The sequence below is a fragment of the Methyloversatilis universalis EHg5 genome (assembly GCF_000378945.1).
Taxonomy (GTDB): domain Bacteria; phylum Pseudomonadota; class Gammaproteobacteria; order Burkholderiales; family Rhodocyclaceae; genus Methyloversatilis; species Methyloversatilis universalis_A.
In genome coordinates this window covers 1,878,774-1,901,795 of the sequence record NZ_KB900539.1, presented here as the reverse complement: position 1 = coordinate 1,901,795, position 23,022 = coordinate 1,878,774, and the positions used below count along the sequence as shown (strand labels likewise).

At 67.7% G+C, this 23,022-nt stretch carries 21 protein-coding genes; 15 read left to right on the top strand and 6 right to left on the bottom strand.

Annotation, left to right across the window (positions count from 1 at the left end; all coding sequences use genetic code 11):
• Nucleotides 1–14 precede the first annotated feature (14 nt).
• From METUNV2_RS0108890 to METUNV2_RS0108860, 7 genes are all read left to right on the top strand, one after another.
• Nucleotides 15–602, top strand: coding sequence for a malonic semialdehyde reductase (locus METUNV2_RS0108890; RefSeq protein WP_018229121.1), 588 nt, complete (start codon nt 15–17; stop codon nt 600–602).
• 44 nt (nt 603–646) lie between these two features.
• Nucleotides 647–2,422 (top strand): ABC transporter ATP-binding protein, encoded by a 1,776-nt coding sequence (locus tag METUNV2_RS0108885; protein ID WP_026188006.1) that lies wholly within the window; start codon nt 647–649, stop codon nt 2,420–2,422.
• Between the two features lie 4 nt (nt 2,423–2,426).
• Nucleotides 2,427–4,307: an ABC transporter ATP-binding protein gene (locus METUNV2_RS0108880; protein ID WP_018229119.1), complete on the top strand. Its 1,881-nt coding sequence runs from the start codon at nt 2,427–2,429 to the stop codon at nt 4,305–4,307.
• A 253-nt stretch (nt 4,308–4,560) separates the two neighbouring features.
• The gene (locus tag METUNV2_RS0108875; RefSeq protein WP_026188005.1) at nt 4,561–5,589 is read left to right on the top strand and encodes an ABC transporter substrate-binding protein; all 1,029 of its coding nucleotides are present in this window, start codon (nt 4,561–4,563) and stop codon (nt 5,587–5,589) included.
• A gap of 67 nt (nt 5,590–5,656) precedes the next feature.
• The gene (gene msuE / locus METUNV2_RS0108870) at nt 5,657–6,274 is read left to right on the top strand and encodes an FMN reductase (RefSeq protein ID WP_018229117.1); all 618 of its coding nucleotides are present in this window, start codon (nt 5,657–5,659) and stop codon (nt 6,272–6,274) included.
• A 157-nt stretch (nt 6,275–6,431) separates the two neighbouring features.
• Nucleotides 6,432–7,115 (top strand): class II aldolase/adducin family protein, encoded by a 684-nt coding sequence (locus tag METUNV2_RS0108865; protein WP_018229116.1) that lies wholly within the window; start codon nt 6,432–6,434, stop codon nt 7,113–7,115.
• Nucleotides 7,116–7,246: 131 nt separating this feature from the next.
• The gene (locus tag METUNV2_RS0108860) at nt 7,247–7,843 is read left to right on the top strand and encodes a nitroreductase family protein (RefSeq protein WP_018229115.1); all 597 of its coding nucleotides are present in this window, start codon (nt 7,247–7,249) and stop codon (nt 7,841–7,843) included.
• 87 nt (nt 7,844–7,930) lie between these two features.
• Here the strand turns inward: METUNV2_RS0108860 and METUNV2_RS0108855 are convergent, their stop codons facing one another.
• From METUNV2_RS0108855 to METUNV2_RS0108835, 5 genes are all read right to left on the bottom strand, one after another.
• The gene (locus METUNV2_RS0108855; protein ID WP_018229114.1) at nt 7,931–9,862 is read right to left on the bottom strand and encodes a family 2A encapsulin nanocompartment cargo protein cysteine desulfurase; all 1,932 of its coding nucleotides are present in this window, start codon (nt 9,860–9,862) and stop codon (nt 7,931–7,933) included.
• Nucleotide 9,863: 1 nt separating this feature from the next.
• A complete protein-coding gene (locus METUNV2_RS0108850; protein ID WP_018229113.1) occupies nt 9,864–10,793 on the bottom strand; it encodes a family 2A encapsulin nanocompartment shell protein in 930 nt (309 codons plus the stop codon).
• Between the two features lie 114 nt (nt 10,794–10,907).
• Nucleotides 10,908–11,228: a helix-turn-helix domain-containing protein gene (locus METUNV2_RS0108845; protein ID WP_018229112.1), complete on the bottom strand. Its 321-nt coding sequence runs from the start codon at nt 11,226–11,228 to the stop codon at nt 10,908–10,910.
• Nucleotides 11,225–12,193, bottom strand: coding sequence for a serine O-acetyltransferase EpsC (epsC, locus tag METUNV2_RS0108840; RefSeq protein WP_018229111.1), 969 nt, complete (start codon nt 12,191–12,193; stop codon nt 11,225–11,227). Before epsC ends, METUNV2_RS0108845 begins: the two co-directional genes overlap by 4 nt.
• 58 nt (nt 12,194–12,251) lie before the next feature.
• On the bottom strand, nt 12,252–12,746 hold the full coding sequence (locus tag METUNV2_RS0108835; RefSeq protein WP_018229110.1) for a rhodanese-like domain-containing protein: 495 nt from the start codon (nt 12,744–12,746) through the stop codon (nt 12,252–12,254).
• 264 nt (nt 12,747–13,010) lie between these two features.
• Between METUNV2_RS0108835 and METUNV2_RS0108830 the strand changes: the two genes are divergently transcribed.
• The 8 genes from METUNV2_RS0108830 to METUNV2_RS0108795 all read left to right on the top strand — a co-directional run bounded on the left by METUNV2_RS0108830 (nt 13,011) and on the right by METUNV2_RS0108795 (nt 21,623).
• Entirely contained in the window at nt 13,011–13,196 is a 186-nt protein-coding gene (locus METUNV2_RS0108830) for a hypothetical protein (protein WP_018229109.1), read from the top strand.
• A 34-nt stretch (nt 13,197–13,230) separates the two neighbouring features.
• Complete coding sequence (locus METUNV2_RS0108825) at nt 13,231–14,055, top strand: EAL domain-containing protein (RefSeq protein WP_018229108.1); 825 nt, start codon at nt 13,231–13,233, stop codon at nt 14,053–14,055.
• Nucleotides 14,056–14,134: 79 nt separating this feature from the next.
• On the top strand, nt 14,135–15,142 hold the full coding sequence (locus METUNV2_RS0108820) for a sulfate ABC transporter substrate-binding protein (RefSeq protein ID WP_018229107.1): 1,008 nt from the start codon (nt 14,135–14,137) through the stop codon (nt 15,140–15,142).
• 39 nt (nt 15,143–15,181) lie between these two features.
• Nucleotides 15,182–16,267 (top strand): sigma-54 interaction domain-containing protein, encoded by a 1,086-nt coding sequence (locus tag METUNV2_RS0108815; RefSeq protein ID WP_018229106.1) that lies wholly within the window; start codon nt 15,182–15,184, stop codon nt 16,265–16,267.
• Between the two features lie 476 nt (nt 16,268–16,743).
• Nucleotides 16,744–18,936, top strand: a complete 2,193-nt coding sequence (locus METUNV2_RS19360; protein ID WP_018229105.1) for a pyruvate kinase — start codon at nt 16,744–16,746, stop codon at nt 18,934–18,936.
• 17 nt (nt 18,937–18,953) lie between these two features.
• On the top strand, nt 18,954–19,913 hold the full coding sequence (locus METUNV2_RS0108805; protein WP_018229104.1) for a sulfotransferase family protein: 960 nt from the start codon (nt 18,954–18,956) through the stop codon (nt 19,911–19,913).
• A complete protein-coding gene (locus METUNV2_RS0108800) occupies nt 19,910–20,503 on the top strand; it encodes an HD domain-containing protein (protein ID WP_018229103.1) in 594 nt (197 codons plus the stop codon). The genes METUNV2_RS0108805 and METUNV2_RS0108800 overlap by 4 nt, the downstream gene beginning before the upstream one ends.
• Before the next feature lie 112 nt (nt 20,504–20,615).
• Nucleotides 20,616–21,623 carry a sulfate ABC transporter substrate-binding protein gene (locus METUNV2_RS0108795; protein WP_018229102.1) on the top strand — a complete coding sequence of 336 codons (1,008 nt, stop codon included), beginning with the start codon at nt 20,616–20,618 and terminating at the stop codon, nt 21,621–21,623.
• Between the two features lie 226 nt (nt 21,624–21,849).
• On the opposite strand, the gene METUNV2_RS0108790 is transcribed toward METUNV2_RS0108795, so the two are convergent.
• Nucleotides 21,850–22,839 carry an IS5 family transposase gene (locus tag METUNV2_RS0108790; RefSeq protein ID WP_018227468.1) on the bottom strand — a complete coding sequence of 330 codons (990 nt, stop codon included), beginning with the start codon at nt 22,837–22,839 and terminating at the stop codon, nt 21,850–21,852.
• Nucleotides 22,840–23,022: the final 183 nt, after the last annotated feature.

Sequence of the window (23,022 nt, the reverse complement as noted above, 5' to 3'; positions counted from 1 at the left end):
CACCGGACTCCACCATGCCCCGCATAGACGACACCTCGATCGCCCGGCTGTTCACCGACGCCCGCTCCATCCACCGCTTCGACGGCCGCGCGGTCGATGACGCCACGCTGCAGGCGCTGTACGACCTGCTCAAGCTCGGACCGACCGGCTTCAACGCCCAGCCCGGCCGCTATCTGTTCATCCGCAGCGCCGAAGCGAAGGCGCTGCTGGCCGACGGCATGTCTTCGGCCAACCGCGACAAGACGCTGGCCGCGCCGCTGAACGTGGTGGTCGCTTACGACACCCGCTTCCACGAACACCTGCCGACCCAGTTCCCGGCCTACGACGCCAAGGCCTTCTTCGACCAGTCGCCGGACTGGATAGAACCGACCGCGCGCACCAACGCGACGCTGCAGGCCGCCTATCTCATCTTCGCGGCGCGCGCGCTCGGGCTGGATGTCGGCCCGATGTCCGGCTTCAAGGCGGACAGGGTCGATGCCGCCTTTTTCCCGGACGGCCGCTACCGCTCGCTGCTGCTCGCGAACATCGGTTACGGCGTGCGCGACGGTCTGTCGCCGCGCGGCCCGCGCCTCGCCTTCGACGATGCGGTGAGCGTGCTGTGAGCGGCGACAAGACACCGTTCCGCACGCTGTTCCGGGATTCGCCGATGCTGCGCTGCCTGGCGCTGTACCGACTGATGCCCGGCCGCTTTGCACTGACTGCCGGGCTGTTCGTGCTGGTGAACATCGGCGTCGCCTTCCAGCAGTGGATGGTGGGCCGCGCGGTCAATGACGTCGAGGCCGGGCGCGCGGTCAGCCGCGCCGCCGACGGCAGCCTGGACTGGACCGTGGCGCTGCACTGGCTGCTGGCCATCGCCGGCATCGCGACGCTGCGCTCGGTGCTGCAGTACTTCGGCGGCATCATGTCGCTGGTGATCGGGCAGGACCTGCTCACCGTGCTGCGCGAGCGCATCCTGGCCCAGGTGCAGCGGCTGGATCTGGCCTACCACTGGCAGCACGGCGTGGGCGAACTGGTCACCCGCACCACGCGCGACGCCGACAAGGTGCGCGACGCGCTGATCAATTTCTGGCGCCAGGTGTTCGAAACATCGCTGGTGCTGATCGCCACCGTCGGTCTGCTCAGCTGGTACCACCCGTGGCTGGGTGTGGTGCCGCTCGCGATGACGCTGGCCGGACTGGCGCTGTTCGTGGCGCAGACCGACCGTCTGGTGTGGCTGGACCGCGCGGTCGGCGAAGCCTACGACCAGGTGAACCAGGAACTGAGCGAAGGCGTGAATGGCGTGCGCGTGATCAAGTCCTTCGGGCTGGAAGCGCAGCGCATCGACATTTTCGCCGGCCACGTCGGCCTGTTCATGAGCCAGGCGCGCGCAGCACTCGCCTACGCCGCCTCACGCATCCCGCTGCCGCAGACCGTGGTCGCGCTGAGCCATGTGTGGATACTGGCCTTCGGCGCCCATCTGGTGCAGCAGGGCCGCATCGGCATCGGCGAACTGGTGGCCTCGCTGCTGGTGGCCAACATGCTCGTGTTCCGCATCGAAGGCATCGGCCGGGTGATGCAGGTGTTCGCCGATGCCCGCTCGTCCGCCGCCCGCATCTGGGAACTGCTGGACGCCGAACCCGGCATCACCGGCGGCCCGGACCCGCTGCCGGCCGGGCCGCTGGGCCTGCGTCTGCAGCAGGTCGGCGTGCGCGCCCCCGGTGGCAGCACCCACATCCTGGACGACTGCTCGTTCGACATCGCGCCGGGCGAAATCGTGGCGGTGGTCGGCAGCACCGGCGCCGGCAAGAGCACGCTGGCCAGCCTGCTGCCCCGTCTGCTCGACGCCGAAGAAGGCCAGGTACAGGTCGGCTCGGCCGACACCGGCTGGCAGGACGTGCGCACGCTGCGGCTGGACGAACTGCGGCGCCGGGTGCACGTGGTGCCGCAGGAGAGCTTCCTGTTCTCGGACACGCTGGAAGCGAATCTGCGGGTGTCCCGTCCGCAGGCCAGCCATGTTGAACTGCTGGACGCGCTGGAACAGGCCGGCGCCGGTGAAGTGCTGGAGCGGCTGGAGCACGGCCTGCAGACCCGGCTGGGCGACCGCGGCGTCACGCTGTCCGGCGGCCAGCGCCAGCGCATCAGCCTGGCGCGCGCGCTGGTCGCGCAGCCGGACATTCTGGTGCTGGACGACGCCACCAGCGCGCTCGACGCGCTGACCGAACGGCGCGTGCTCGACAACATCCGCCGGCTCGGTCATTCAGGAAACGGTCGCCACGGCCGGCCCATCACCGTGCTGCTGATCGCCAGCAAGCTGTCGACGCTGCTGCTGGCGGACCGGGTCGCGCTGCTCGCGCGCGGCCGCATCGTCGCCGAAGGCACCCACCGTGCCCTGACCGAAACGAGCGCGGAATACCGCGATCTGCTCGGCCTCAATCCGAACTGAAGCCATGGCCAACAACGCTTTCCGCGGACAGACCGCGCTCAACGACATCGAACTTGAACAGGCGCTGGCGCAAAAGGCGCTGGACCGCAGCATGTTCTGGCGGCTGCTGCCGCTGCTCACGCCGGTACGCGGCCGCATCGCCGCCGTGGTGCTGCTGGAGCTGCTGCTGGTGGGCGCCATCTTCGTGCGCCCCTGGTTCCTGCGCGAAGTGATCGACCACGGCTTCGTGAAGACCGCCACCGGCCTGGTGCTCGATGGCGACGTGATCACCTGGATGTCGATCGGCATCGCCGCGAGCTGGGTGGTGCGCTTCGTGCTGTCCGGCCTGTCGCAGTACCTGGCCGGCTCGGCCGCCATCGCCATCCTGAACGACCTGCGCATACGGGTGTTCCGCCATGTGCAGGCGCTGTCGGTGCGCTATTTCGACCAGACCAAGGCCGGCCGCATCATTTCGCGCGCCGACCGCGACGTCGATGCGCTCGAACCGCTGCTGATCCAGGGGCCGCCGGAACTGCTGTCGGCGCTGCTGCGCTTCGTGGTCGCCGCGGTCGCGCTGTGGTGGCTGTCGCCGCTGCTGCTGGCCGCGCTCGCCAGCGTGGTGCCGGCACTGCTGTTCGGCACCTGGCTGTTCAAGCGGGTGTCGCAGCGCAATTTCGCGAAGGTGGCCGAGGCGCGCGCGCGCTTCACCGCCCATCTGGTCGAAACCGTGTCCGGCGTGCGCATCATCAAGCAGACGGTGAACGAGGACGCGAATGCACGCACCTACCGCGGCCTGCTGGACGACTTCAACGGCACGCTGGTACGCGGCTCGATACGCTCGAACTGGTTCCTGCCGCTGACCCAGGTACTCAGCGCCATCGGCATGGGCGGCCTGCTGCTGGCCGGCGGCATCGGCATCGCCGAAGGTTCGCTCACGGTCGGCCAGATGGCGCAGAGCCTGTTCTACGTTTTCCTCTTCCTCGGCCCGCTGCAGGAACTGAACGACCTGTTCGAGCGCTACGCAACCGGTGCCTCGTCGGCGCAGCGCATTTTCCTGATGCTGGACACCGAGCCGGAAATCGCCGATCCGCGCCACCCGCGCACGCCGCTGGTACGCGCCGGCGAAGTGGAGTTCGACCACGTCACCTTCAGCTATCTGCCCCGGGCCGCGCGACCGGTCATCCGCAACCTCAGCCTACACATTCCGGCCGGCCAGGTGCTGGCCATCGTCGGCCCGACCGGCCACGGCAAGAGCACGCTGGTGCAGCTGCTCACCCGCTTCTACGAGGTGAACGACGGCGCGGTGCGCATCGACGGGCAGGACGTGCGCGACTACGCGCAGCACACGCTGCGCCGCACGGTGGGCGTGGTGCTGCAGGACAATGTGCTGTTCTCCGGCAGCGTGCTCGACAACCTGCGGCTGGCCGCACCCGGTGCCCGTGACGAGACGCTGATCGCCGCCGCGCGCGAACTGGGCGCGGACGAGGTGCTGGAGCGGCTGAAGGACGGCTACCACACTCAGGTCGGCCCGCTCGGCGCCCATCTGAGCCACGGTCAGCGCCAGCTGGTATGCCTGGTGCGCGCCTATCTCGCCAACCCGTCGGTGCTGGTGCTGGACGAGGCGACCTCAGCGGTGGACATCCAGACCGAGCGGCGCATCCAGTCCGCCTTCCGCCGCCTGTGCGAAGGCCGTACCGCCATCGTGATCGCCCACCGGCTGGCCACCATACGCGATGCCGACCGCATCGCGGTGATCTGGAACGGCGAGGTGGCCGAACTGGGCGCCCACGCCGACCTGATGCAGCGCGGCGGTGCCTACTCGCGGCTGTATGCCGCGTACGAGGAAGCGTCGGTCGAGGACGCCGCAGCCAGCGACGAAGCGCCCCCGGTGCCGGCGACGGTGTGACGCGCAGCGCAGGCGGCGCGCATCGCCTGCGCACTGCTGCGTTTTCCACATCCTGCCGACACGGCATGCCGAATTTGCGGCAGGCCGGCACCCCGGGGCGCTGACCGCACGCCGCCATCGCCAGACGAAGCGCCGTCATTTCAATCACTTGCACGCGTCATCGGCCGCTGGCACGAAAGCTGCGAAACCGCAGCCAGACCCGTGCCGGAACAGCGGACACGGTCACGCCGACAACATGGACGAGGACGGGAAGATGAGCGACACGAACACGATAGACAGCCTGTGGTACACCCGCTGCCCGGTGCCGACCCCGCTGGGTCTGGCCGCACGCCAGGGCTGGTTCGATGACGAATTCCGCGCTGACGGGCTGACGCTGCGCACGCTGCAGGACACCGCGGACCCGGCACTGCGCGAATCGCATTACGACCACCGGCTGCCGGCCTCCTTCCGCCAGGGCGGCAACGTGCCGGCCATCTGGGCCCGTGCGCGCGGTGCCGATACCCGGGTGATCGGCCTGAACTGGGTGGACGAGGCCCAGCTCATCCTGGCGCGACCGGACAGCGGCCTGCGCGGCCCGGCCGATCTGGTTGGCAAGCGCATCGGCGTGCCGGTGCATGGCAACAGCATCGATCACCAGCGCGCCAGCGCACTGCGCGGCATCACGGTCGCGCTGGAAGTGGGCGGCCTGCAGGTGAAAGACGTCACGCTGATCGACCTCACCGTGCCGGAACGCCCCGCAACCACCGGCTGGAACGCCGCCGGCGGCAGTTACGCCACCGAGTTCGAGGCGCTGGAAACCGGCAAGGTCGACGTCATTTTCACCAAGGGCGCCCGCGGCCTGCAGGCGGCGGTCGAACGGGGTGCGCACATCCTGTACGACCTGCGCAGCCATCCTGACCCGCGCAAGCGTGCCAACAACGGCGCACCGCGCCCGATCACGGTCGATGCGGCGCTGATCGCCGCGCGCCCCGATCTGGTGGTGCGCTTCCTGCGCCGCATCGTCGACACCGGCGCATGGGCCAAGGCGCACGCGGAGGAAACCGTCGCTTACATCGCGCGCGAATCCGGCTCCACCGACGAATGGGTGCGCCGCGCCTACGGTGCCGACATCCACCTGCAGCAGGGCACCGACCTCGCGCCCGCCTGGGTAGAGGCACTCACCGGCTACAAGGATTTCCTGCTCGAGTGGGGCTTCATCACCGCCGACTTCGACGTCCAGGCCTGGATAGACCCGGCGCCGCTGGCCGAAGTGCGCCGCCAGCTTGAGCACGCGGCCGCCTGAAGCGCGGTTGCCCCGCACCGGCCCGCCGCGCGGGCCGGCTTTCATTCCCCGAATCAAGGTTTACAGCATGAGCCGTCTCAAAGTCGTCGTCGTCAATGGCAGCCCCACCCGCCCGTCGCGCACCCGTGCGCTGGCCGAGGCCGTGCTGGCCGAAATCCAGCGCGAGGTCGCGATCGACAGCGACATCGTCGATCTGGCCGACATCGGTACCGCGCTCGGTGCCCACCTGTTCCGCAACGCGCTGCCCGCCCCGCTTGAAGAGGCGCTGCGCAGCATCGAAGGCGCCGATCTGCTGCTGGTGGCCTCGCCGGTCTACAAGGGCAGCTACCCGGGCCTGTTCAAGCATGTGTTCGATCTGGTGGCGCCGGAAGCGCTGACCGGCAAGCCGGTGCTGCTGGTCGCTACCGGCGGCGGCGACAAGCACGCACTGGTGATCGAGCATCAGCTGCGCCCGCTGTTCGGCTTCTTCCGCGCACAGACGCTGCCAACCGGCGTCTATGGCGCGGAAGCCGACCTGAAGGACTACACGGTGAGCAGCGAGGCGCTGGCCTCACGCGTGGTCGACGCCGCGCTTGAAGCGGCGCGGGCGCTGCGTCAGCTCGGCGCGGAATCGGCCTCTGCGGCCTCTGCGGCCTCCGCGGCCACTGCCACCACCCCTGCCGCACGCGCCAGCGTGGCCGCCTGAGCGCGATGCACAAGCGCGCCGACCGCGACACGCAGTGGTGCTCGGCCGGCCGCCCGGCCCCCGCCCGCACGCCCCTGCCGCGGCGCAGGGACGATGCCGCGGCGGTCAGCGCTCGCGGCAGCACGCTCCCTAAAACGCCTCCGAACGGAATCCCGACATGAACGCACCCGACAGGGCGGCCAGCCGGCAGGACATCGACCTCGTGTCCTTCGTCGACGAAGCCCGGCGCGACGCCCAGCACGCCTTCAACTTCCTGCGCGACACCGGCACGCTGTCAGCCAGTCTCACCTTTCATGTGAGCCACCGCATTCCGGGTCACGACCGGCTGCTGACGATACGCTTTCCGTCGCCCTGGGAAACCGACCGCTCGCCGCGGATCTCGGTGTCCGCCTTCTCCGATCACCCGGAATCGGTGCTGAATGAGACCCGGCTGGATGCCGACACCGTCATCCACGCGCACACGCCGTATCTGGCCGCATGGTCGCTGGCGCACAAGCCCTTCCCCATCCTCTACGTCGCGGCCCAGCGCCATCTGCTGGCGCGGGAAATCCCGAATCATCTGGAGCGCACCCGCAGCGTGCTCGAAGTGGTGCGCGAGCGGCTGGACACGCAGCCGGAACTGGCGCCGCCGCCGGCGCTGCTGGAGTCGAATGGCGGCGCCAACTTCTGGGGCCGCGGCATCGTGAAGACCGCCCAGCTCATTCTGCTGATCGAGGAAGCGGCACGCTTCCAGGCCATCGCCGCACAGATCGGCGGCGCCCAGCCCTACACGCCGGGCGCGATCGAACTGCAGTGGTCACGCACCGGCCTGCTGGACAAGGCCCTCGCCTACAAGGGCTGAACCGCTTACTCCTCCTCGTGCGCATTGCGGGCGTTCGCGCTCCGTATCGCATCAGGTTCGCCGGGCCGCAGGGCCCGGCTTTTTTCTTCCTGCGCGCGTCCCTTTATCCACCTCACGCCACCCGAACCGCCATGACCGACACCGCACGCATCGCCGATCACGACATCGACCCGCTGTTCATCAACCGCTGGTCGCCGCGCGCCTTCACTGGCGAAACCATTCCCGAAAACGAACTGTTCCGGCTGTTCGAGGCGGCGCGCTGGGCACCTTCGGCCAACAACAGCCAGCCCTGGCGCTTCATCTATGCCCGGAGGAACGAAGGCCGCTGGACCTATCTGCTGTCGCTGCTGAACCCGGGCAATCAGGTGTGGGCGGAAAACGCGTCCGCACTGGTGGTACTGGTGAGCCGCACCCATCACCAGCGGCCGGGCGAAAGCGAAACCAGCCCGCTGCGCACCCACGCGCTCGACGCCGGTGCCGCCTGGGCCAGCCTCGCCTTCCAGGCCGAACTGTCCGGCTGGCGTACGCACGCCATCGGCGGCTTCAACCGCACCGCCGCACCGGGCGTGCTGGGCATCCCCGACGGCTACTCGGTGGACATCGTGATCGCCATCGGCCGCCAGACCGACGCGACCACGCTGTCGCCGGAACTGCAGGCACGGGAAAAACCCAATGCCCGCAAACCGCTGGCCGAACTGGTGGCTGAAGGGCGCTTCGCGTTCGACTGAACGCGGGCCGGCCCTGCAGAAAAAACGGCGAAGCGCATGTCTGCGCCTCGCCGTTTTCCTTGCTGCATTACCGCCTGCAAGCCGAACCTACACCTTGCGCTGCCCCGCCAGCCGCCGGATGACGGTGGCGAAGCGATCAACCTCTTCGCAGGTGTTGTAGAAGGCCAGCGACGGACGCACCGTGGTTTCGACGCCGAAGCGGCGCAGGATGGGCTGCGCGCAATGGTGGCCGGTGCGCACCGCGATGCCTTCCTGGTTCAGCGCACGGCCGACTTCATCCGTCGAGTAGCCCTTCAGCACGAAGGACAGCACGCTGGCCTTGTCGGCCGCGGTGCCGATCAGCCGCACGCCCGGAATGTCGCGGATCGCGTGCGTGGCATAGACCAGCAGGTCATGCTCGTAACGCGCGATGTTCTCGATGCCCACGCGGTCGACGTAATCCAGCGCCGCGCCCAGCCCCACCGCGTCGGCGATGTTGCCGGTTCCGGCTTCGAAACGCGCCGGCGGCGGATGGAACACCGTGCGCTCGAAGGTAACGTCCTGGATCATGTTGCCGCCGCCCTGCCAGGGCGGCATGTCCTCCAGCACGTCGCGCTTGCCGAACACCACACCGATGCCGGTCGGGCCGAAGATCTTGTGGCCCGAGAACACGAAGAAATCAGTATCGAGCGCACGCACATTCACCCGCATGTGCGACACCGACTGCGCGCCATCAACCAGCGTTTTCGCGCCGGCGCGATGCGCCAGATCGACGATCTCCTGCACCGGCACCACGGTGCCCAGCGCGTTCGACACCTGGGTGACCGCCACCAGCTTCGTCTTCTCGTTGAGCAGGCGCCTGTACTCCTCCAGCAGCACCTGCCCGCTGTCGTCGACCGGAATCACGCGGATCTTCGCGCCCTTCTCGGCCGCCAGCTGCTGCCAGGGCACGATGTTGGCGTGGTGTTCCAGATTGGACACGATGATTTCGTCGCCGGCGCCTATGTGCTTCGCACCCCAGCTCTTGGCCACCAGATTGATGGCTTCGGTGGCGCCGCGCACGAAAATGATTTCCTCGACCGAACCGGCGCCGATGAAGCGCGCCACCTTCTGCCGCGCCGCCTCGTAGGCATCGGTCGCGCGGGCGGCCAGTTCGTGCGCCGCGCGGTGGATGTTGGAATTTTCGTGCGCGTAGAAGTAGGCCAGCCGGTCGATCACCGCCTGCGGCTTCTGCGTGGTCGCCGCATTGTCGAACCACACCAGCGGCTTGCCATTCACGCGTTCGGCGAGGATGGGGAAATCACGCCGCACCGCGTTGACGTCGAACGGCGGATGACGGCCGGCATCGGCGTTGGGCACCCGGCCGGCGTGGCCGACGGTGGGCGCTGCCTGCGGCTGCACGAAGTAATAGTCCGACGCCGCCGGCGCCGCCGTGACCGGCAGCGCAGGCTCACGCGACGGTGCAGCCAGCAGCGCACGCAGGGCGTCGCCACCGGGCAGACCGAAAGACTGCGCGGTCACGCGATCGTCGTCCGGCACGCTGACCGCGCCCTGCGATGCACCGCCGGGCGCCGACTGCAGCGCACTCGCCTCGCCCAGAAAGTAATAGGGCGAGGACGGTGCCGAGGCGCCCCCCGCCTGCGGCGAAGCGTGCTCCACCGCCGGCAGCGCCGCCGCATAGGCTTCGGGCACGCCGTGCACGCCGCCGGCACGCGGTGCGCCGACCGGTACCGCGTCGACCGCCGCATCCGGCAGTCCGTTGCCCGCGCTCGAATGCGGCACCAGCGCCGGCGACGAGGCGCCGAGCGACAGCGCGTGCTGCGGCGCCACCGGTGCAGCGGCGAAAGCCGGGCTGGACGGCGCATCGGCCGGCAGCGGCAGCGCGGGCGCCTGCGGCGACGGCGTGGGTGCCGCGCTCAGCGGCGCGTCGAACGACGGCGGCGTCTGGCCGGGCAGCGCAGCGAACAGTTCGCTGGCCAGCCGCGACAGCAGCGATTCGTCCGGCGCCCCGGGCGGCAGCGGTGAGCTCAGGCCGCTCACGTTACTGCTTGTAGGTGTCGGGATACTCATGGTACTTGCCGATCTCCACGTCATCGAGCACAGCCAGCGCGTCTTCGGTCAGCACGGCCAGGGAGCAATACAGCGAAATCAGGTAGGACGCGATCGCGTTGCGGTTGATGCCCATGAAGCGCACCGACAGGCCCGGGCTCTGTTCGCCGGCAATGCCCGGCTGGAACAGGCCGACCACGCCCTGACGCTTTTCGCCGGTGCGCAGCAGGATGATCTTGGTCTTGCCGTCCTCGACCGGCACCTTGTCCGACGGGATCAGCGGCAGGCCGCGCCAGGTCAGGAACTGCGAACCGAACAGGCTCACGGTGGGCGGCGGCACGCCGCGGCGGGTGCATTCGCGGCCGAAAGCGGCGATCGCCAGCGGGTGGGTCAGGAAGAAGCCGGGCTCCTTCCACACCTTGCCGATCAGGTCGTCCATGTCGTCCGGGGTCGGCGCGCCGGTCAGCGTGGAGATGCGCTGGTCGTCGTGCACATTGGCCAGCAGGCCGTATTCCGGGTTGTTGATCAGTTCGCTTTCCTGCCGCTCCTTGATCGTTTCGATGGTCAGGCGCAGCTGCTCCTTGATCTGGTCGTGCGGGCTGCTGTAGAGGTCGGACACGCGGGTGTGCACGTCGAGCACCGTGGTGACCGCGTTCAGGAAGTACTCGCGCGGCTGTTCGTCGTAGTCGACGAAAATCTGCGGCAGTTCGGCTTCGTCACGCTGCGAGCACGCAACCCGCACGTCCTGCGGGTTCTTCACCCGGTTCACGCGGTAGATGCCGGCCTCGACCGGCAGCCACTGCAGCAGGTGCACCAGCCAGCGCGGCGTGATGGTGGACAGCTGCGGGACGGTCTTGGTGGCATTGGCAAGCTGGCGGGCGGCGTTGTCGCCAAGTGCCAGCTGTTCGGGGGTATCGGCCATGTGAGGCTCCTTGAGGGGATGGATTCTGGTTATGCGAAAAATTGCTAAGCAAATATCTGTTTCTTCTAAGCGCCGATCAACCGGCTATAGCCATCAATGCCGGCTGCGCGTGCTTCATGCGGACGCCTGCTCCGCCGCCGGCCAGCCGGCAGCGCGGCCGGGTTCGGCCAGCAGCGCACTGCCCGCTTCGCAGCGGGCCAGCAGATGAGAGGTGGGCAGATCGAGCGCAAAAGCGAGCTTGGCCACGGTGGCCAGCGAGGGCATGGCACCGCCACGTTCCACTTCACCGAGATAGGAGCGGTTCAGCTCTGCGCGCTCGGCCAGCGCTTCCTGTGACCAGCCGCGGGCTTCGCGCACCTCGCGCACCGCGCGGCCGAAGCGGCGGGTGAGCGCGTCCGCCACCGCCGGCGGCAGTACGACCGGACGCGGGCTCATGACGCCGCCAGCTCGGCAGGCAGCACGCTGGTGTGCTGGGAACTGGCCTGGGTGATATGGCTGCCGGCCGGTACGCTGCGGGTGAGCCACACATTGCCGCCTATGGTCGAACCGCGCCCTATCGTGACCCGGCCCAGAATGGTGGCGCCGGCGTAGATGACCACGTCGTCCTCGACCAGCGGGTGCCGCGGCAAACCCTTCTGCAGCGTGCCTTCCTCGTCGGCCGGAAAGCGCTTGGCGCCGAGCGTGACCGCCTGGTACAGCCGCACCCGTTCGCCGATCACCGCGGTTTCGCCGATCACCACACCGGTGCCGTGGTCGATGAAGAAGCCGGCGCCGATCTGCGCGCCCGGATGGATGTCGATGCCGGTGTCCGAATGCGCGGCTTCGGCGATGATGCGGGCCACCAGCGGCGCGCCCAGCGCATACAGCCGGTGCGCAATGCGGTGATGGATGACCGCGATCACGCCCGGGTAGCACAGCAGCACTTCGTCCACGCTGCGCGCGGCCGGGTCGCCCTGGTAGGCGGCCAGCACGTCGGTATCGAGCAGCGCGCGCAGTGCCGGCAGCGCCAGCGCGAATTCGGCGACGATGGTGCGCGCCAGCGCATCGACCTCGGTCTGCGGCGTATTCGCGCGGCGGGCGTCGTAGCGCAGTTCCAGCCTGACCTGATGCAGCAGGCCGTTGAGCGCGGCGTCCAGCGTGTAGCCGATGAAAAAATCCTCGCTCTCCTGATGCAGGTCGGACGGACCCAGCCGCATCGGGAACAGCGCGGCGCACAGCGCCTCGGCAATGTCGCGCAGCGCGTCGCGCGATGGGAATTCGCGCGCGCCGCATTCGGTCTGGCGCTGCTGCGCGCCACGCCAGCGCGCACGGATGTCGCGCAGCTCGGTCACGATGCGATCGAGCTGCCAGGAACCTTCGGATTCGACCGCCCTTGTGAGGCCGCCTTTCTTGAGCGTCATGCGGGATCTCCGTTGCCGGGTGATTGAAGGCAGCCGCCCGGCGGCCGCCGCGAGACCTTCAGTCCTGCTGCCAGGGCAGGCTGCGCACTACCCAGCCGCCACTGTTGCGGCGCTGGCCGTCGGCATTCAGTTCGCCCTCGAAACCTTCGAGCACATTGAACACATGGCGGAATCCGGCCTTGGCCGCCGCTTCGGCCGCGGCCGCGGAACGCTTGCCGCTGCGGCACAGCAGCAGGATGACCACGTCCTTGCCGACGCGGGTTTCCAGTTCCTTCACGAAGCGCGGGTTGCGGGTCATCGAGGTGCCGGTGGCCCAGGCCACGTGCACGCTGCCCGGCACATGGCCGACGAACTTGCGTTCTTCCGCGGTGCGCACATCGACCAGCACCGCGTCGCCGGCGCTCACCAGCGCCCAGGCCTGTTCCGGCGTGACGCCACCGGCGTAGAGCAGCGCGTCGTGTTCGGCCCGCTCACGGGCGATGGACAGCGGCGGCGCGTCGAGCACCGCCGGGCGGGTTGCGGACGCCGTTGCGCCCTGGATTGCTGCAGTCATTTTCATTCCTCCTCGACAGGACATCGCGGCCCGGGGCCTGCGGAGGAAGAGCACCTCATCGCGCCACGCCGGACCGGCACCGCGTCGCTGCGTCGGCAGCCGCTGCGGTGACGCCAATCTATCGGCCGCCACCCCGCACTCAAACCAATTGAATTTCAGATCCAATCCATGAAAAGCACTGCAGGATTTCCGCTAAGCGGCGCTGCATAAGCTCAGCAGAATTGATTGGTTGGGCGGGCCTGGCAGGCGCACTACAGTCGGCCCATGAACAGCCCGGATCTTTCACGCCCCGGTCATGCCGAGGGCAAGGACACGCCGCGACGAATCGAATCGCCGCCGGAACCGGCCCTGCCCGCTCAGCCCATTCCGCTGGTCGACAAGGTGCTGGCCGCAATCGTGTTCAGCCTGGGCATCGCACTGCTGTACAGCACCTACATCCTGATCGAATGACGGCGGACGCCGTCAGCACCCTGCGGAGGACACCATGAACACGGTCGCGACCGCCCCGTCTGCACTCGAACGCTATCTGCACGCGCTGCCGCGCACCGCCGACGGTGCGCAGGCGGTATGGATCACACCCGAAAGCCGGGTGGCCGGCCGCTTCCTGCGCAGCAGCCTGTCGTCGGTATTCCAGCCCCTGATCGATCTCGAAACCGGACGCGGCATCGGCCACGAAGCTTTCATCCGCTCCTTCGACGAAACCGGCGGCGACCTGTCGCCCTGGAACCTGTTTGCCAACGCTGCCAGCGATGAAGCGCTGATCGAACTGGACCGGCTGTGCCGCACGCTGCACGTGCTGAACTACTTCGGCAGCGCCGACAACGACGCCAGCCTGTTCCTGAACGTGCACGGCCGGCTCATGCTGGCGGTGGGCGAAGACCACGGCAGCGCCTTCGGCCGGGTGCTGTCGGCGCTGGACATCGAGCGCCGCCGCATCGTGATCGAGTCGCCGGAGGCGATGAGCAGCGATTTCTCGCTGCTCGCCTACGTGCTGCTGAACTACCGCTACAACGGTTACCGGGTGGGCGTGAATCTGGCGCGCGGCGAACAGATCGGCGAACTGGTACGTCACGTGCGGCCGGATTTCGTGAAACTGGACGGCGGCCGCGACGACACGCTGCGCGATATCGGCCGCCATGCCGATCTGTGCGCCCGCCATGGCATTCAGCTCATCGTGAAGCGGGTCGGGCAGGACGGGCTGACGCCACGGCTGCGCGACGCCGGCGTGGCCCTGGCCCAGGGCCACGCGCTGGGTCGGCCGCAGCCGGCCGTGATCACCGCCGACCGGCTTGCTTATTCAGAAGAGTAATAAGTACATCGTTTCTTGTTACTTCACGCGCTCAGCACTCGCGCCTAAGCTGCATCGCTCACCCCTTTCCGGAGTCCTCATGTCCATCCGTCGCAGAACCCTGATATCGGCCGCCCTCCTGTCGCTGCTGACCGCCGCCCTGCCGGCGCACGCCGACACCACGCTGCTCAACGTGAGCTACGACGTCGCGCGCGAGCTGTACAAGGACATCAACCCGGCGTTCATCGCGCAGTGGAAGGGCAAGACCGGCGAGACGCTGACGCTGAACCAGTCGCACGGCGGCTCGAGCAAGCAGGCCGGTGCGGTGATCGGTGGTCTGGAAGCGGACGTGATCACGATGAACCAGTCGCCGGACATCGACATCCTGGTGAAGAACAATCTGGTGTCGCCGGACTGGCGCAAGCGCCTGCCGAACGACGCCGCGCCCTACACCACGACCACGGTGTTCCTGGTGCGCAAGGGCAACCCGAAGGCGATCAAGGACTGGTCCGACCTGGTGCGGCCGGGCCTGCAGGTCATCGTGCCCAACCCGAAAACTTCGGGCAACGGCCGCTACACCTATGTCGCCGCCTGGGGCTACGCCCTGTCGAAGCACAACGACGACGCAGCCGCCGCGAAGGACTTCGTGAGCAAGCTGTTCGCCAACGTGCCGGTGCTGGATGGCGGCGGCCGCGGCGCCACCACCACCTTCACCCAGCGCGGCATCGGCGACGTGCTCATCACCTTCGAGAACGAGGCGGTGCTGCTGGACAAGGAAGTCGGCGGTGACCAGTTCGACATCGTCTATCCGTCGCTGTCGGTCGAAGCAGCCGCACCGGTGTCGCTGGTGGACAAGGTGGTGGACAAGCGCGGTACCCGCAAGCAGGCGGAAGCCTATCTGCAGTACCTGTTCTCGCCGGAAGGCCAGGACATCATCGCGAAGCACCATTTCCGCCCGCGCAACGAAGCCGTGCTGAAGAAGTACGCTGCGCAGTTCCCGGCCATCCGCACCTTCACGGTGGAAGGCAGGCTGGGCGGCTGGGATGCGGTGCAGAAAGCCCATTTCGCCGACGGCGCGCTGTACGACCAGATCGTCACCCGCCGCTGATCCGACCGAGCCGGACGCCCTGCGCGTCCGGCTGCCGCCATGACCCAGAACCTCGCCACCCTGCCCGGCCGCCGGCTCACCTTCCCCCGTCCGGGCGAGCGGTCGCTGTCGATACGCGCCTCGGCACTGGTGTTCGAGGACGCGGCTTCGCTGTCGCTGCTGGGCGACATCGAACGCATCGCCGCGCGCGACGTCACCGCGATGGTGATCGGCGAAACCGGTACCGGCAAGGAGCTGGTTGCCCGCCACATCCACGCGGTGAGCGGCCGCAGCGGCCCCTTCGTCGCGGTGAACTGCGGTGCGCTGAGCGAATCGCTGATCGACGCCGAACTGTTCGGCCATGAGGCCGGCGCCTACACCGGCGCCACCCACGCGCGCGCCGGCTGGTTCGAAGCGGCCGACGGCGGCACGCTGTTCCTCGACGAGATCGGCGACATGCCGCAGGCACTGCAGGTGAAACTGCTGCGGGTGCTGCAGGAGCGCCAGGTGGTGCGGCTCGGCGCCCGGGCACCGCTGCCGGTCGATGTGCGGCTGGTGGCCGCCACCAATGTCGACCTCTGGCGCGCGGTACAGGCCGGGCGTTTCCGCTCCGACCTCTATTACCGGCTCAATGTGGCGCCGATTTCGCTGCCGCCGCTGCGCGAGCGGCGTGGCGACATTCCGCCGCTGATCGATTACTTCATCGAACTGTACGGCCTGCGCCTGGGCATAGAGGGCGTGGGCATCACGCCACAGGCGCGCGATGCGCTGGTGGCCTACGACTGGCCGGGCAATATCCGCGAACTCGAGAACGTGGTGCACTACGCGCTCATCGTGAGCCGCAACGGCCGCATCGACCTCGAAGACCTCAGGCTGGCCGGCGCCAGCTGCGCGCCCTCCGGCCCGGCAGCCGAAGAGGCGCCGGAACAGCTGCTGGCACGCATCGAGCGCGACCTGCGCGGCCTGATGGCACGCGGCGCGCCCGCGCTGTACGACACGCTGGAAAGACTGGTGGTCACCACCGCCTTCGACGCCAGCCAGCGCAATCAGGTGCATGCCGCCGACGCGCTGTCGATCTCGCGCTACGTACTGCGCACGCTGCTCAAGCGCCACGGCCTGATCGACACCGCAGCCGCCGAGCGCTGACGCGCCCGCGCTGTGCAGCCACGCACAGCGCATTCCCTTTCACCTTCTGCCCATTCCTGGCCTGCATGCAGGCGCTGACCGCCATGTCCGCGCACCGCTGCGCGCATCGAGTCGTTGCGCGCAGACGGGCGCCCGACAGCGCGTGCGAGGCAACCCACCCTGCGCGCAGACGCCGCTTGCGCGATCCGGGCTTCGCCTCTTCCACTCATATGGCATTGCTCACGAAACAGCAGGCGGTGTGCCGATTCGCGCAGCGTCGCCCACAGCCCTGTGGCGACGGCCACAGGCATTCCGTGCATCGGTCACACCTCCATCCGGAAAGTGACGACTGCGTCACGAAATCTTCATGTCCTGCGCGTGGCACACCTCTTGCGACACCCCCCGCAATGGCGCGCCTGCCCGATGCGACCGGATCTCCGGGCGGCATTCATCCGGCATCCGTGGCGCACCGACCGATCACGACAGGACACGACACCATGACCGCACCCGACAAGGAAATCCTCTGCACCCTCGGCCCCGCCTCACTGAACGACCGCGTGCTCGCGCGGCTGGAGGAACTGGGCGTCAATCTTTTCCGCATCAACCTGTCGCACACCAAGCTGCAGGATCTGCCGCGCGTGATCGACTACATCCGCAGCCGCAGCGCGGTGCCGATCTGCCTCGACACCGAAGGCGCGCAGATCCGCACCGGCGACATGCTGAATGGCGAAATCGCGGTACGCGAGAACAGCATCGTGCATGCGCACAAGCTGCGCGTGCCGGGCGATGCGTTCAACTTCAATCTCTATCCGGACGACGTGATCGACAAGCTGGAGGTCGGTGACTTCATCAGCATCGATTTCAATTCGGTGCTGGTGCAGGTGATTTCGCGCGACGACACCGAGGTGGCGATGCGGGTGCTGCACGGCGGCGTGATCGGTCAGAACAAGGCGGTCACCGTGGAACGCGACATCGCCCTCGACACGCTGACCGCCAAGGACGTCGCCGCGCTGGAATACGGCCGCTCGGTCGGCATCCGCCACGTGGCGCTGTCCTTCGCCAATCGCGGCAGCGATGTTGATCAGGTGCGGGCGCTGGTCGGCGACGACACCTTCCTCATTTCCAAGATCGAGTGCCGCAACGGCCTGATCAATCTGGACGAGATTTCCGAAAAGTCGGACGCGCTGCTGATCGACCGCGGCGACCTGTCGCGGCAGGAGCCGATCGAGCGCATCCCGGCGCTGCAGAAGCTCATCATCGCGCGCGGCCAGGCGCACCGGCGCAAGGTGTATGTCGCCACCAACCTGCTGGAGTCGATGATCACCGCGCCGCGACCGACCCGGGCCGAAGTGAATGACGTGATCAACACCCTGCTCGACGGCGCCGACGGTCTGGTGCTGGCAGCCGAAACCGCGATCGGCAAGGACCCGGTGGGTTGCGTCGCCATGATCGTGAAGCTCATCCGCGAATTCCGCGTGCTCAATGCGCGCACCCCGGCGCCGCATCACGAAGGTCTGGCCTATGTGCCGACCGACCCGACCTCGCTGCTGATCGAGCCGCACGGCGGCGCGCTGGTGAGCCGGGTGAGTCCGGCTTCGGCCATCGCCGACCTCGACACGCTGCCGCGACTGACCGTGCGCGACACCGACCTGCTGGACGCCCACCAGATCGGCGTCGGCACCTTCTCGCCGCTGACCGGCTTCATGGACCGCGAAACGCTGACCAGCGTGCTGCATCGCAAGCGGCTGCCGGACGGTGCGGCCTGGACCGTGCCGGTGCTGCTGCAGGTGGACGCCGAACGCGCCCGCACGCTGGCCGCCGGGCAGCGCCGGGTGCTGACCGACGACGCCGGCCACGCCCATGCGGTGATCGACGTGAGCGAGGTGTATCGCCACGATCTGGACGAAATCGGCCGCCTGGCTTTCGGCACCGCCTCCACCGAGCACCCGGGGGTGGCCCGCTTGCACCGCAACGGCGATCACTTCGTCGCCGGTGCCATCACGCTGATCGAGGAGCGGCCTTCACCCTGGCGCGAATTCGAACTCACCCCGCGGCAGAGCCGTTTCATCTTCGCGCACAAGGGCTGGAGCAAGGTGGTGGCTTTCCACGGCCGCAACATCAGCCATCGCGGGCATGAACACCTGCAGCTGCAGGCGCTGGAGCGCACCAATGCCGACGGCCTGTTCATCAATCCGGTGATCGGCCCGAAGAAGCCGGGCGACTTCCTGCCGCGCCCCATCCTGCGCAGCTACCAGATGCTGATCGACTTCGGCCTGTACCCGGCCGGCAAGGTGCTGCTGGGCGCACTGGCCACCTACCCGCGCTACGCCGGTCCGCGCGAAGCGGTGTTCAACGCGATCTGCCGCAAGAACATCGGCTGCAGCCATTTCATCGTCGGCCGCAACCACGCCGGCGTCGGCGATTTCTACGACGACCGCAGCTACCGCGCACTGTTCGACGAACTGGGCGACACCGGCATCACGCCGGTGTTCTTCGACGCCATCGGCTACAACCCGACCACCGGCGCCTACGAAAGCGGCCTGCACGACGATGCGCAGGCAATCAGCGGCACCCGGGTACGCGATTCGCTGCTGCGCGGTGAGCCGCTGCCCGACTGGTATGTGCGCGGCATCGTGCAGGACATGATCAGCGCCGAACTGAAGGCGGGCCAGCCGCTGTTCCACGCATGAGCGCCGGAGACACCGCAATGGGACAGAACGCCGTGGCCCAGTTCTGGTTCAAGGTGGACAAGACCGTCCGTCACCACGCGAAGAAAACGCTCACCGACCTGCGCGGCGCCTGGTGGGACCGCACCCGGCTGCGCGCAGAGCGGCCGGTATTCGTGGTGAGCGGCAGCCGCTCGGGCACCCAGATGCTGTACAAGACGCTGACCGAATCGTCGGCCATCGGCTCGCTGAACCGGGAAATCTACGCGGTGTGGGACCGCCTGCACCACCCGGCACACAAGGACTGGGACAGCCATGTGCTGGACGCCACCGACGCCCGCGACAGCGACCGCGACCTGATCACCCGCTACTTCTACGCGCATACCGGCCGTACCCGCTTCGTCGACAAGAACAACCAGCACGGTCTGGCGGTGCCCTATCTGCACGCGCTGTTTCCGGACGCCACCTTCGTCTACATCAAGCGCAATCCGGGCGACACGCTCAATTCGATGATCGAGGGCTGGCACCGGCCTGAGCGCTTCGGCAACTGGGCGCGCGAACTGCCGGCGCAGGTCGAGGTGGACGGCGGCCGCCTGACCCGCTGGTGCCACTACCTGCCACGCGGCTGGCGCGACTATCTGAAAGCGCCGGTCGAAGAGGTATGCGCCTTCCAGTACGAAGCCATCCACCGCGACATCCTGAACGCGAAGGCCGCGATCGCACCGGACCAATGGATAGAGGTGTTCTACGAAGACATCGTTCGCAACCCGACCGACGGGCTGTTCGACATCTTCGACCGACTTGAGCTGCCCTTCGACGCCCGCATCCGCGCCCACGCCGCCTCACTGCTCGACAAGCCCTATGACCCGATGTTCGAGATCAGACTGGAGAAGTGGCGCCAGCACGCGCACGCCGGGAAGATCGAACGGGTGCTGCCTTCGCTGCAGCGGATCGCGGCCGACATGGGCTACGCCCCCGACACGCGCGGAGCGGCCGCATGACGCCGCCGTTCGCGTCCGCGGCGCTGCTGGAGGCGCTGTCCTTCGCCGCGCAGAAGCACCAGGGCCAGACCCGCAAGAGCGCAGACCGGGCGCCCTACATCCATCACCCGATCGCGGTCGCCACCATCCTGGCCAGCGAAGGCGGCGTGCAGGACACCGAAACACTGATGGCCGCACTGCTGCACGACACGCTGGAAGACACCGACACCAGCGAAGCGGAGCTGCAGCGACATTTCGGCCCGCGGGTCGCCGCCATCGTCGTCGAACTGAGCGACGACATGACCTTGCCCAAACCGGAGCGCAAGGCGATGCAGGTGCTGCTGGCGCGCGACTACAGCCCGCCGGCGCGTCTGGTACGGCTGGCCGACAAGATCGCCAACGTGCGCGACGTGATCGACAGCCCGCCGCAGGACTGGCCGCTGGAGCGGCGCGTGCGCTATCTGTCGTGGTCGGGCGAGGTGGTGGCGGCGATGCGCGGCAGCCATGCGGAACTGGAAGCGCGCTTCCACGCCGCGGTGCGCAGGGGCTTCGCGGCACTGACCGAAGCACCCGTGGCGGCAGCGCGCACCGCATATTCACCGGCGGAATAAGCTCTGCAAAGACAATGATCTAAGCAACGCATTTCTTCTTGGTTCGCATCGCCCGGGCGGCTCCCTACAGTGCAATCCATCGCATCGACTGACCCGCACACGGAGCCCCACCATGAAAACCGCCCTGCGTACCCTCGCCGCCAGCCTGCTGCTCGGCACCGCTCTCGCCGGCAGCGCCCTGGCCGCCGACATCACCCTGCTCAACGTGTCCTACGACCCGACCCGCGAGCTCTATCAGGACTTCAACGCCGCCTTCGCCAAGCACTGGAAGGCCAAGTCCGGCGACAACGTCACCATCAAGCAGTCCCACGGCGGCTCCGGCAAACAGGCCCGCTCGGTCATCGACGGCCTCGAAGCCGACGTGGTCACCCTCGCGCTGGCCTACGACGTCGATGCCCTGCACGACAACGGCAAGCTCATCCCCGCCGACTGGCAGAAGCGCCTGCCCCACAACGCCTCTCCCTACACCTCCACCATCGTGTTCCTGGTGCGCAAGGGCAACCCCAAGCACCTGAAGGACTGGAACGATCTGGTCAAGCCGGGCATCGAGGTCATCACCCCCAACCCCAAGACCTCGGGCGGCGCCCGCTGGAACTACCTCGCCGCCTGGGCCTACGCGGCCAAGCAGCCGGGCGGCTCGGACGCCACCGCGAAGGAGTTCGTGAAAAAGCTGTTCGCCAACGTGAAGGTGCTCGATTCCGGCGCCCGCGGTTCGACCACCACCTTCGTCGAGCGCGGCATCGGTGATGTGCTCATCGCCTGGGAGAACGAGGCCTATCTGGCGGTGAAGGAGCTGGGCCCGGACAAGTTCGAAATCGTCACCCCCTCGCTGTCCATCCTGGCCGAACCGCCGGTCAGCGTGGTCGACAAAGTGGTCGACAAGCGCGGCACCCGCGCCGTGGCCACCGCCTACCTGGAATACCTGTACAGCCCGGAAGGCCAGGAAATCGCGGCCCAGAACTACTACCGCCCGATCGACCCCAAGGTCGCCGCCAAGTACGCCAAGACCTTCGCCCCGGTGAAACTCTTCACCATCGACGCCGAGTTCGGCGGATGGCAGAAGGCCCAGAAGGCCCACTTCGCCGACGGCGGCGTGTTCGACCAGATCAGCGTGCGCTGAGCGGGCCGGCGTGGCGGGCAGGGTTCCCGCCACGCACGCCTCGGCAAGCGGACACGTCCGGGCACGCCTAGGGAAACGCTGATCAAAGCCACCCTTCCGGGATTTTTCGTCCGTGAGGCAGCAACTCCGAAATTCGCATCGTCATGACATCGAATTTCGGCTCTTTTTCAGCCCCGAATCATCGACCCGAGGCCCTTTCGGAGCTCATCGCTCCGATTTCTCGCCCTCAGGACGCACCTGTCCTGTAGGGCGCGCACAGACTTCTCTGCGACAGCACCAGATTCGCCATCGCGAACAGCACATGCAACTGCGCCGTGTTCTTCGCCAAACCCTTGTAGCGGCACTTGCGATGCCGGAACAGGTTCTTCACCACATGGAATGCGTGCTCGACCTTCGAGCGGATGCTCGCCTTGGCGTGCTCCGCCTTCTCGATGAGTTGGCGTCTCGGGTCCGTCTTGTCCAGCCTCTTGTAAGTCGAACGCCGGCGTGCGATCACGAATTCGGCCGGGCAGTCCTTCAGTTCGGGACGCTTGCCTGCACCCTGGTAACCAGCGTCGGCATGCACGTGCTTCTCCTCACCATGCAGCAGCTTGTGCGTCTGGCTCACGTCGGACGCGTTCGCCGCCGTGGCGGCAAGCGAATGAACGATGCCGGTGTGCGCATCCGTACCGATATGCGCTTTCATGCCGAAATACCACTGCTTGCCCTTCTTCGTCTGGTGCATGTCGGGGTCGCGCTCGCCCTCCTTGTTCTTCGTCGAGGGGGGCGCAGCGATCAAGGTGGCGTCGACGATCGTGCCTTCGCGCAGGATCAGCCCTTGCTGACCGAGCTGTTCGCGGATCAGCGCGAAGATGCGCACCGGCATCTCGTGACGTTCGAGCAGGCGGCGAAATTTCAGCAGCGTGGTGGCATCGGGTGCCTGACGCTCGATCAGGTCGATGCCCACGAAGCGACGCACCGCGATGCTGTCGACGATGGCATCTTCAATTCCTTCGTCCGACAGGCCCAGGCAGTTCTGGCACAGATACATGCGCAGCATCGTTTCCAGCCCGACCGGCGGACGACCGCGCTCGCCGCGGTAGTAGTGCGGCTCGATCAATGCCACCAGCTGCGACCACGGCACCAGACGATCCAGGTCGGTCAGAAACTTCTCCCGCCGCGTCGGCTTGCGACGCGCCGAGTACTCGAGATCGGCGAAGCTGGTTTGCTGTTTCATCTGGATGGTTGCGCCTATCGGGATGACCGGGGCATTCTACGGGGACGGGGTTAAATCAGTGTTTCCCTAGGGCCGCACGCACCGCCCCGAACAGGATGGACCGTGTCCGATTTGGCATCGGCCGTACTGCACGCATGACTTTGCATTCAAGCCCGGGACGGCCGGGTCGATAGTCACTCCGAC

What these genes read in the sequence shown, in the direction of transcription:
- METUNV2_RS0108835 (WP_018229110.1), bottom strand. Translation starts at nt 12,746, where the DNA reads ATGACTGCAGCAATCCAGGGCGCAACGGCGTCCGCAACCCGCCCGGCG.
- METUNV2_RS0108795 (WP_018229102.1), top strand. Translation starts at nt 20,616, where the DNA reads ATGAAAACCGCCCTGCGTACCCTCGCCGCCAGCCTGCTGCTCGGCACC.
- METUNV2_RS0108790 (WP_018227468.1), bottom strand. Translation starts at nt 22,839, where the DNA reads ATGAAACAGCAAACCAGCTTCGCCGATCTCGAGTACTCGGCGCGTCGC.
- METUNV2_RS0108860 (WP_018229115.1), top strand. Translation starts at nt 7,247, where the DNA reads ATGACCGACACCGCACGCATCGCCGATCACGACATCGACCCGCTGTTC.
- METUNV2_RS0108820 (WP_018229107.1), top strand. Translation starts at nt 14,135, where the DNA reads ATGTCCATCCGTCGCAGAACCCTGATATCGGCCGCCCTCCTGTCGCTG.
- METUNV2_RS0108805 (WP_018229104.1), top strand. Translation starts at nt 18,954, where the DNA reads ATGGGACAGAACGCCGTGGCCCAGTTCTGGTTCAAGGTGGACAAGACC.
- METUNV2_RS0108825 (WP_018229108.1), top strand. Translation starts at nt 13,231, where the DNA reads ATGAACACGGTCGCGACCGCCCCGTCTGCACTCGAACGCTATCTGCAC.
- METUNV2_RS0108875 (WP_026188005.1), top strand. Translation starts at nt 4,561, where the DNA reads ATGAGCGACACGAACACGATAGACAGCCTGTGGTACACCCGCTGCCCG.
- METUNV2_RS0108800 (WP_018229103.1), top strand. Translation starts at nt 19,910, where the DNA reads ATGACGCCGCCGTTCGCGTCCGCGGCGCTGCTGGAGGCGCTGTCCTTC.
- METUNV2_RS0108830 (WP_018229109.1), top strand. Translation starts at nt 13,011, where the DNA reads ATGAACAGCCCGGATCTTTCACGCCCCGGTCATGCCGAGGGCAAGGAC.
- METUNV2_RS19360 (WP_018229105.1), top strand. Translation starts at nt 16,744, where the DNA reads ATGACCGCACCCGACAAGGAAATCCTCTGCACCCTCGGCCCCGCCTCA.
- METUNV2_RS0108815 (WP_018229106.1), top strand. Translation starts at nt 15,182, where the DNA reads ATGACCCAGAACCTCGCCACCCTGCCCGGCCGCCGGCTCACCTTCCCC.
- METUNV2_RS0108885 (WP_026188006.1), top strand. Translation starts at nt 647, where the DNA reads ATGCTGCGCTGCCTGGCGCTGTACCGACTGATGCCCGGCCGCTTTGCA.
- epsC (WP_018229111.1), bottom strand. Translation starts at nt 12,193, where the DNA reads ATGACGCTCAAGAAAGGCGGCCTCACAAGGGCGGTCGAATCCGAAGGT.
- METUNV2_RS0108890 (WP_018229121.1), top strand. Translation starts at nt 15, where the DNA reads ATGCCCCGCATAGACGACACCTCGATCGCCCGGCTGTTCACCGACGCC.
- msuE (WP_018229117.1), top strand. Translation starts at nt 5,657, where the DNA reads ATGAGCCGTCTCAAAGTCGTCGTCGTCAATGGCAGCCCCACCCGCCCG.
- METUNV2_RS0108865 (WP_018229116.1), top strand. Translation starts at nt 6,432, where the DNA reads ATGAACGCACCCGACAGGGCGGCCAGCCGGCAGGACATCGACCTCGTG.
- METUNV2_RS0108845 (WP_018229112.1), bottom strand. Translation starts at nt 11,228, where the DNA reads ATGAGCCCGCGTCCGGTCGTACTGCCGCCGGCGGTGGCGGACGCGCTC.
- METUNV2_RS0108850 (WP_018229113.1), bottom strand. Translation starts at nt 10,793, where the DNA reads ATGGCCGATACCCCCGAACAGCTGGCACTTGGCGACAACGCCGCCCGC.
- METUNV2_RS0108880 (WP_018229119.1), top strand. Translation starts at nt 2,427, where the DNA reads ATGGCCAACAACGCTTTCCGCGGACAGACCGCGCTCAACGACATCGAA.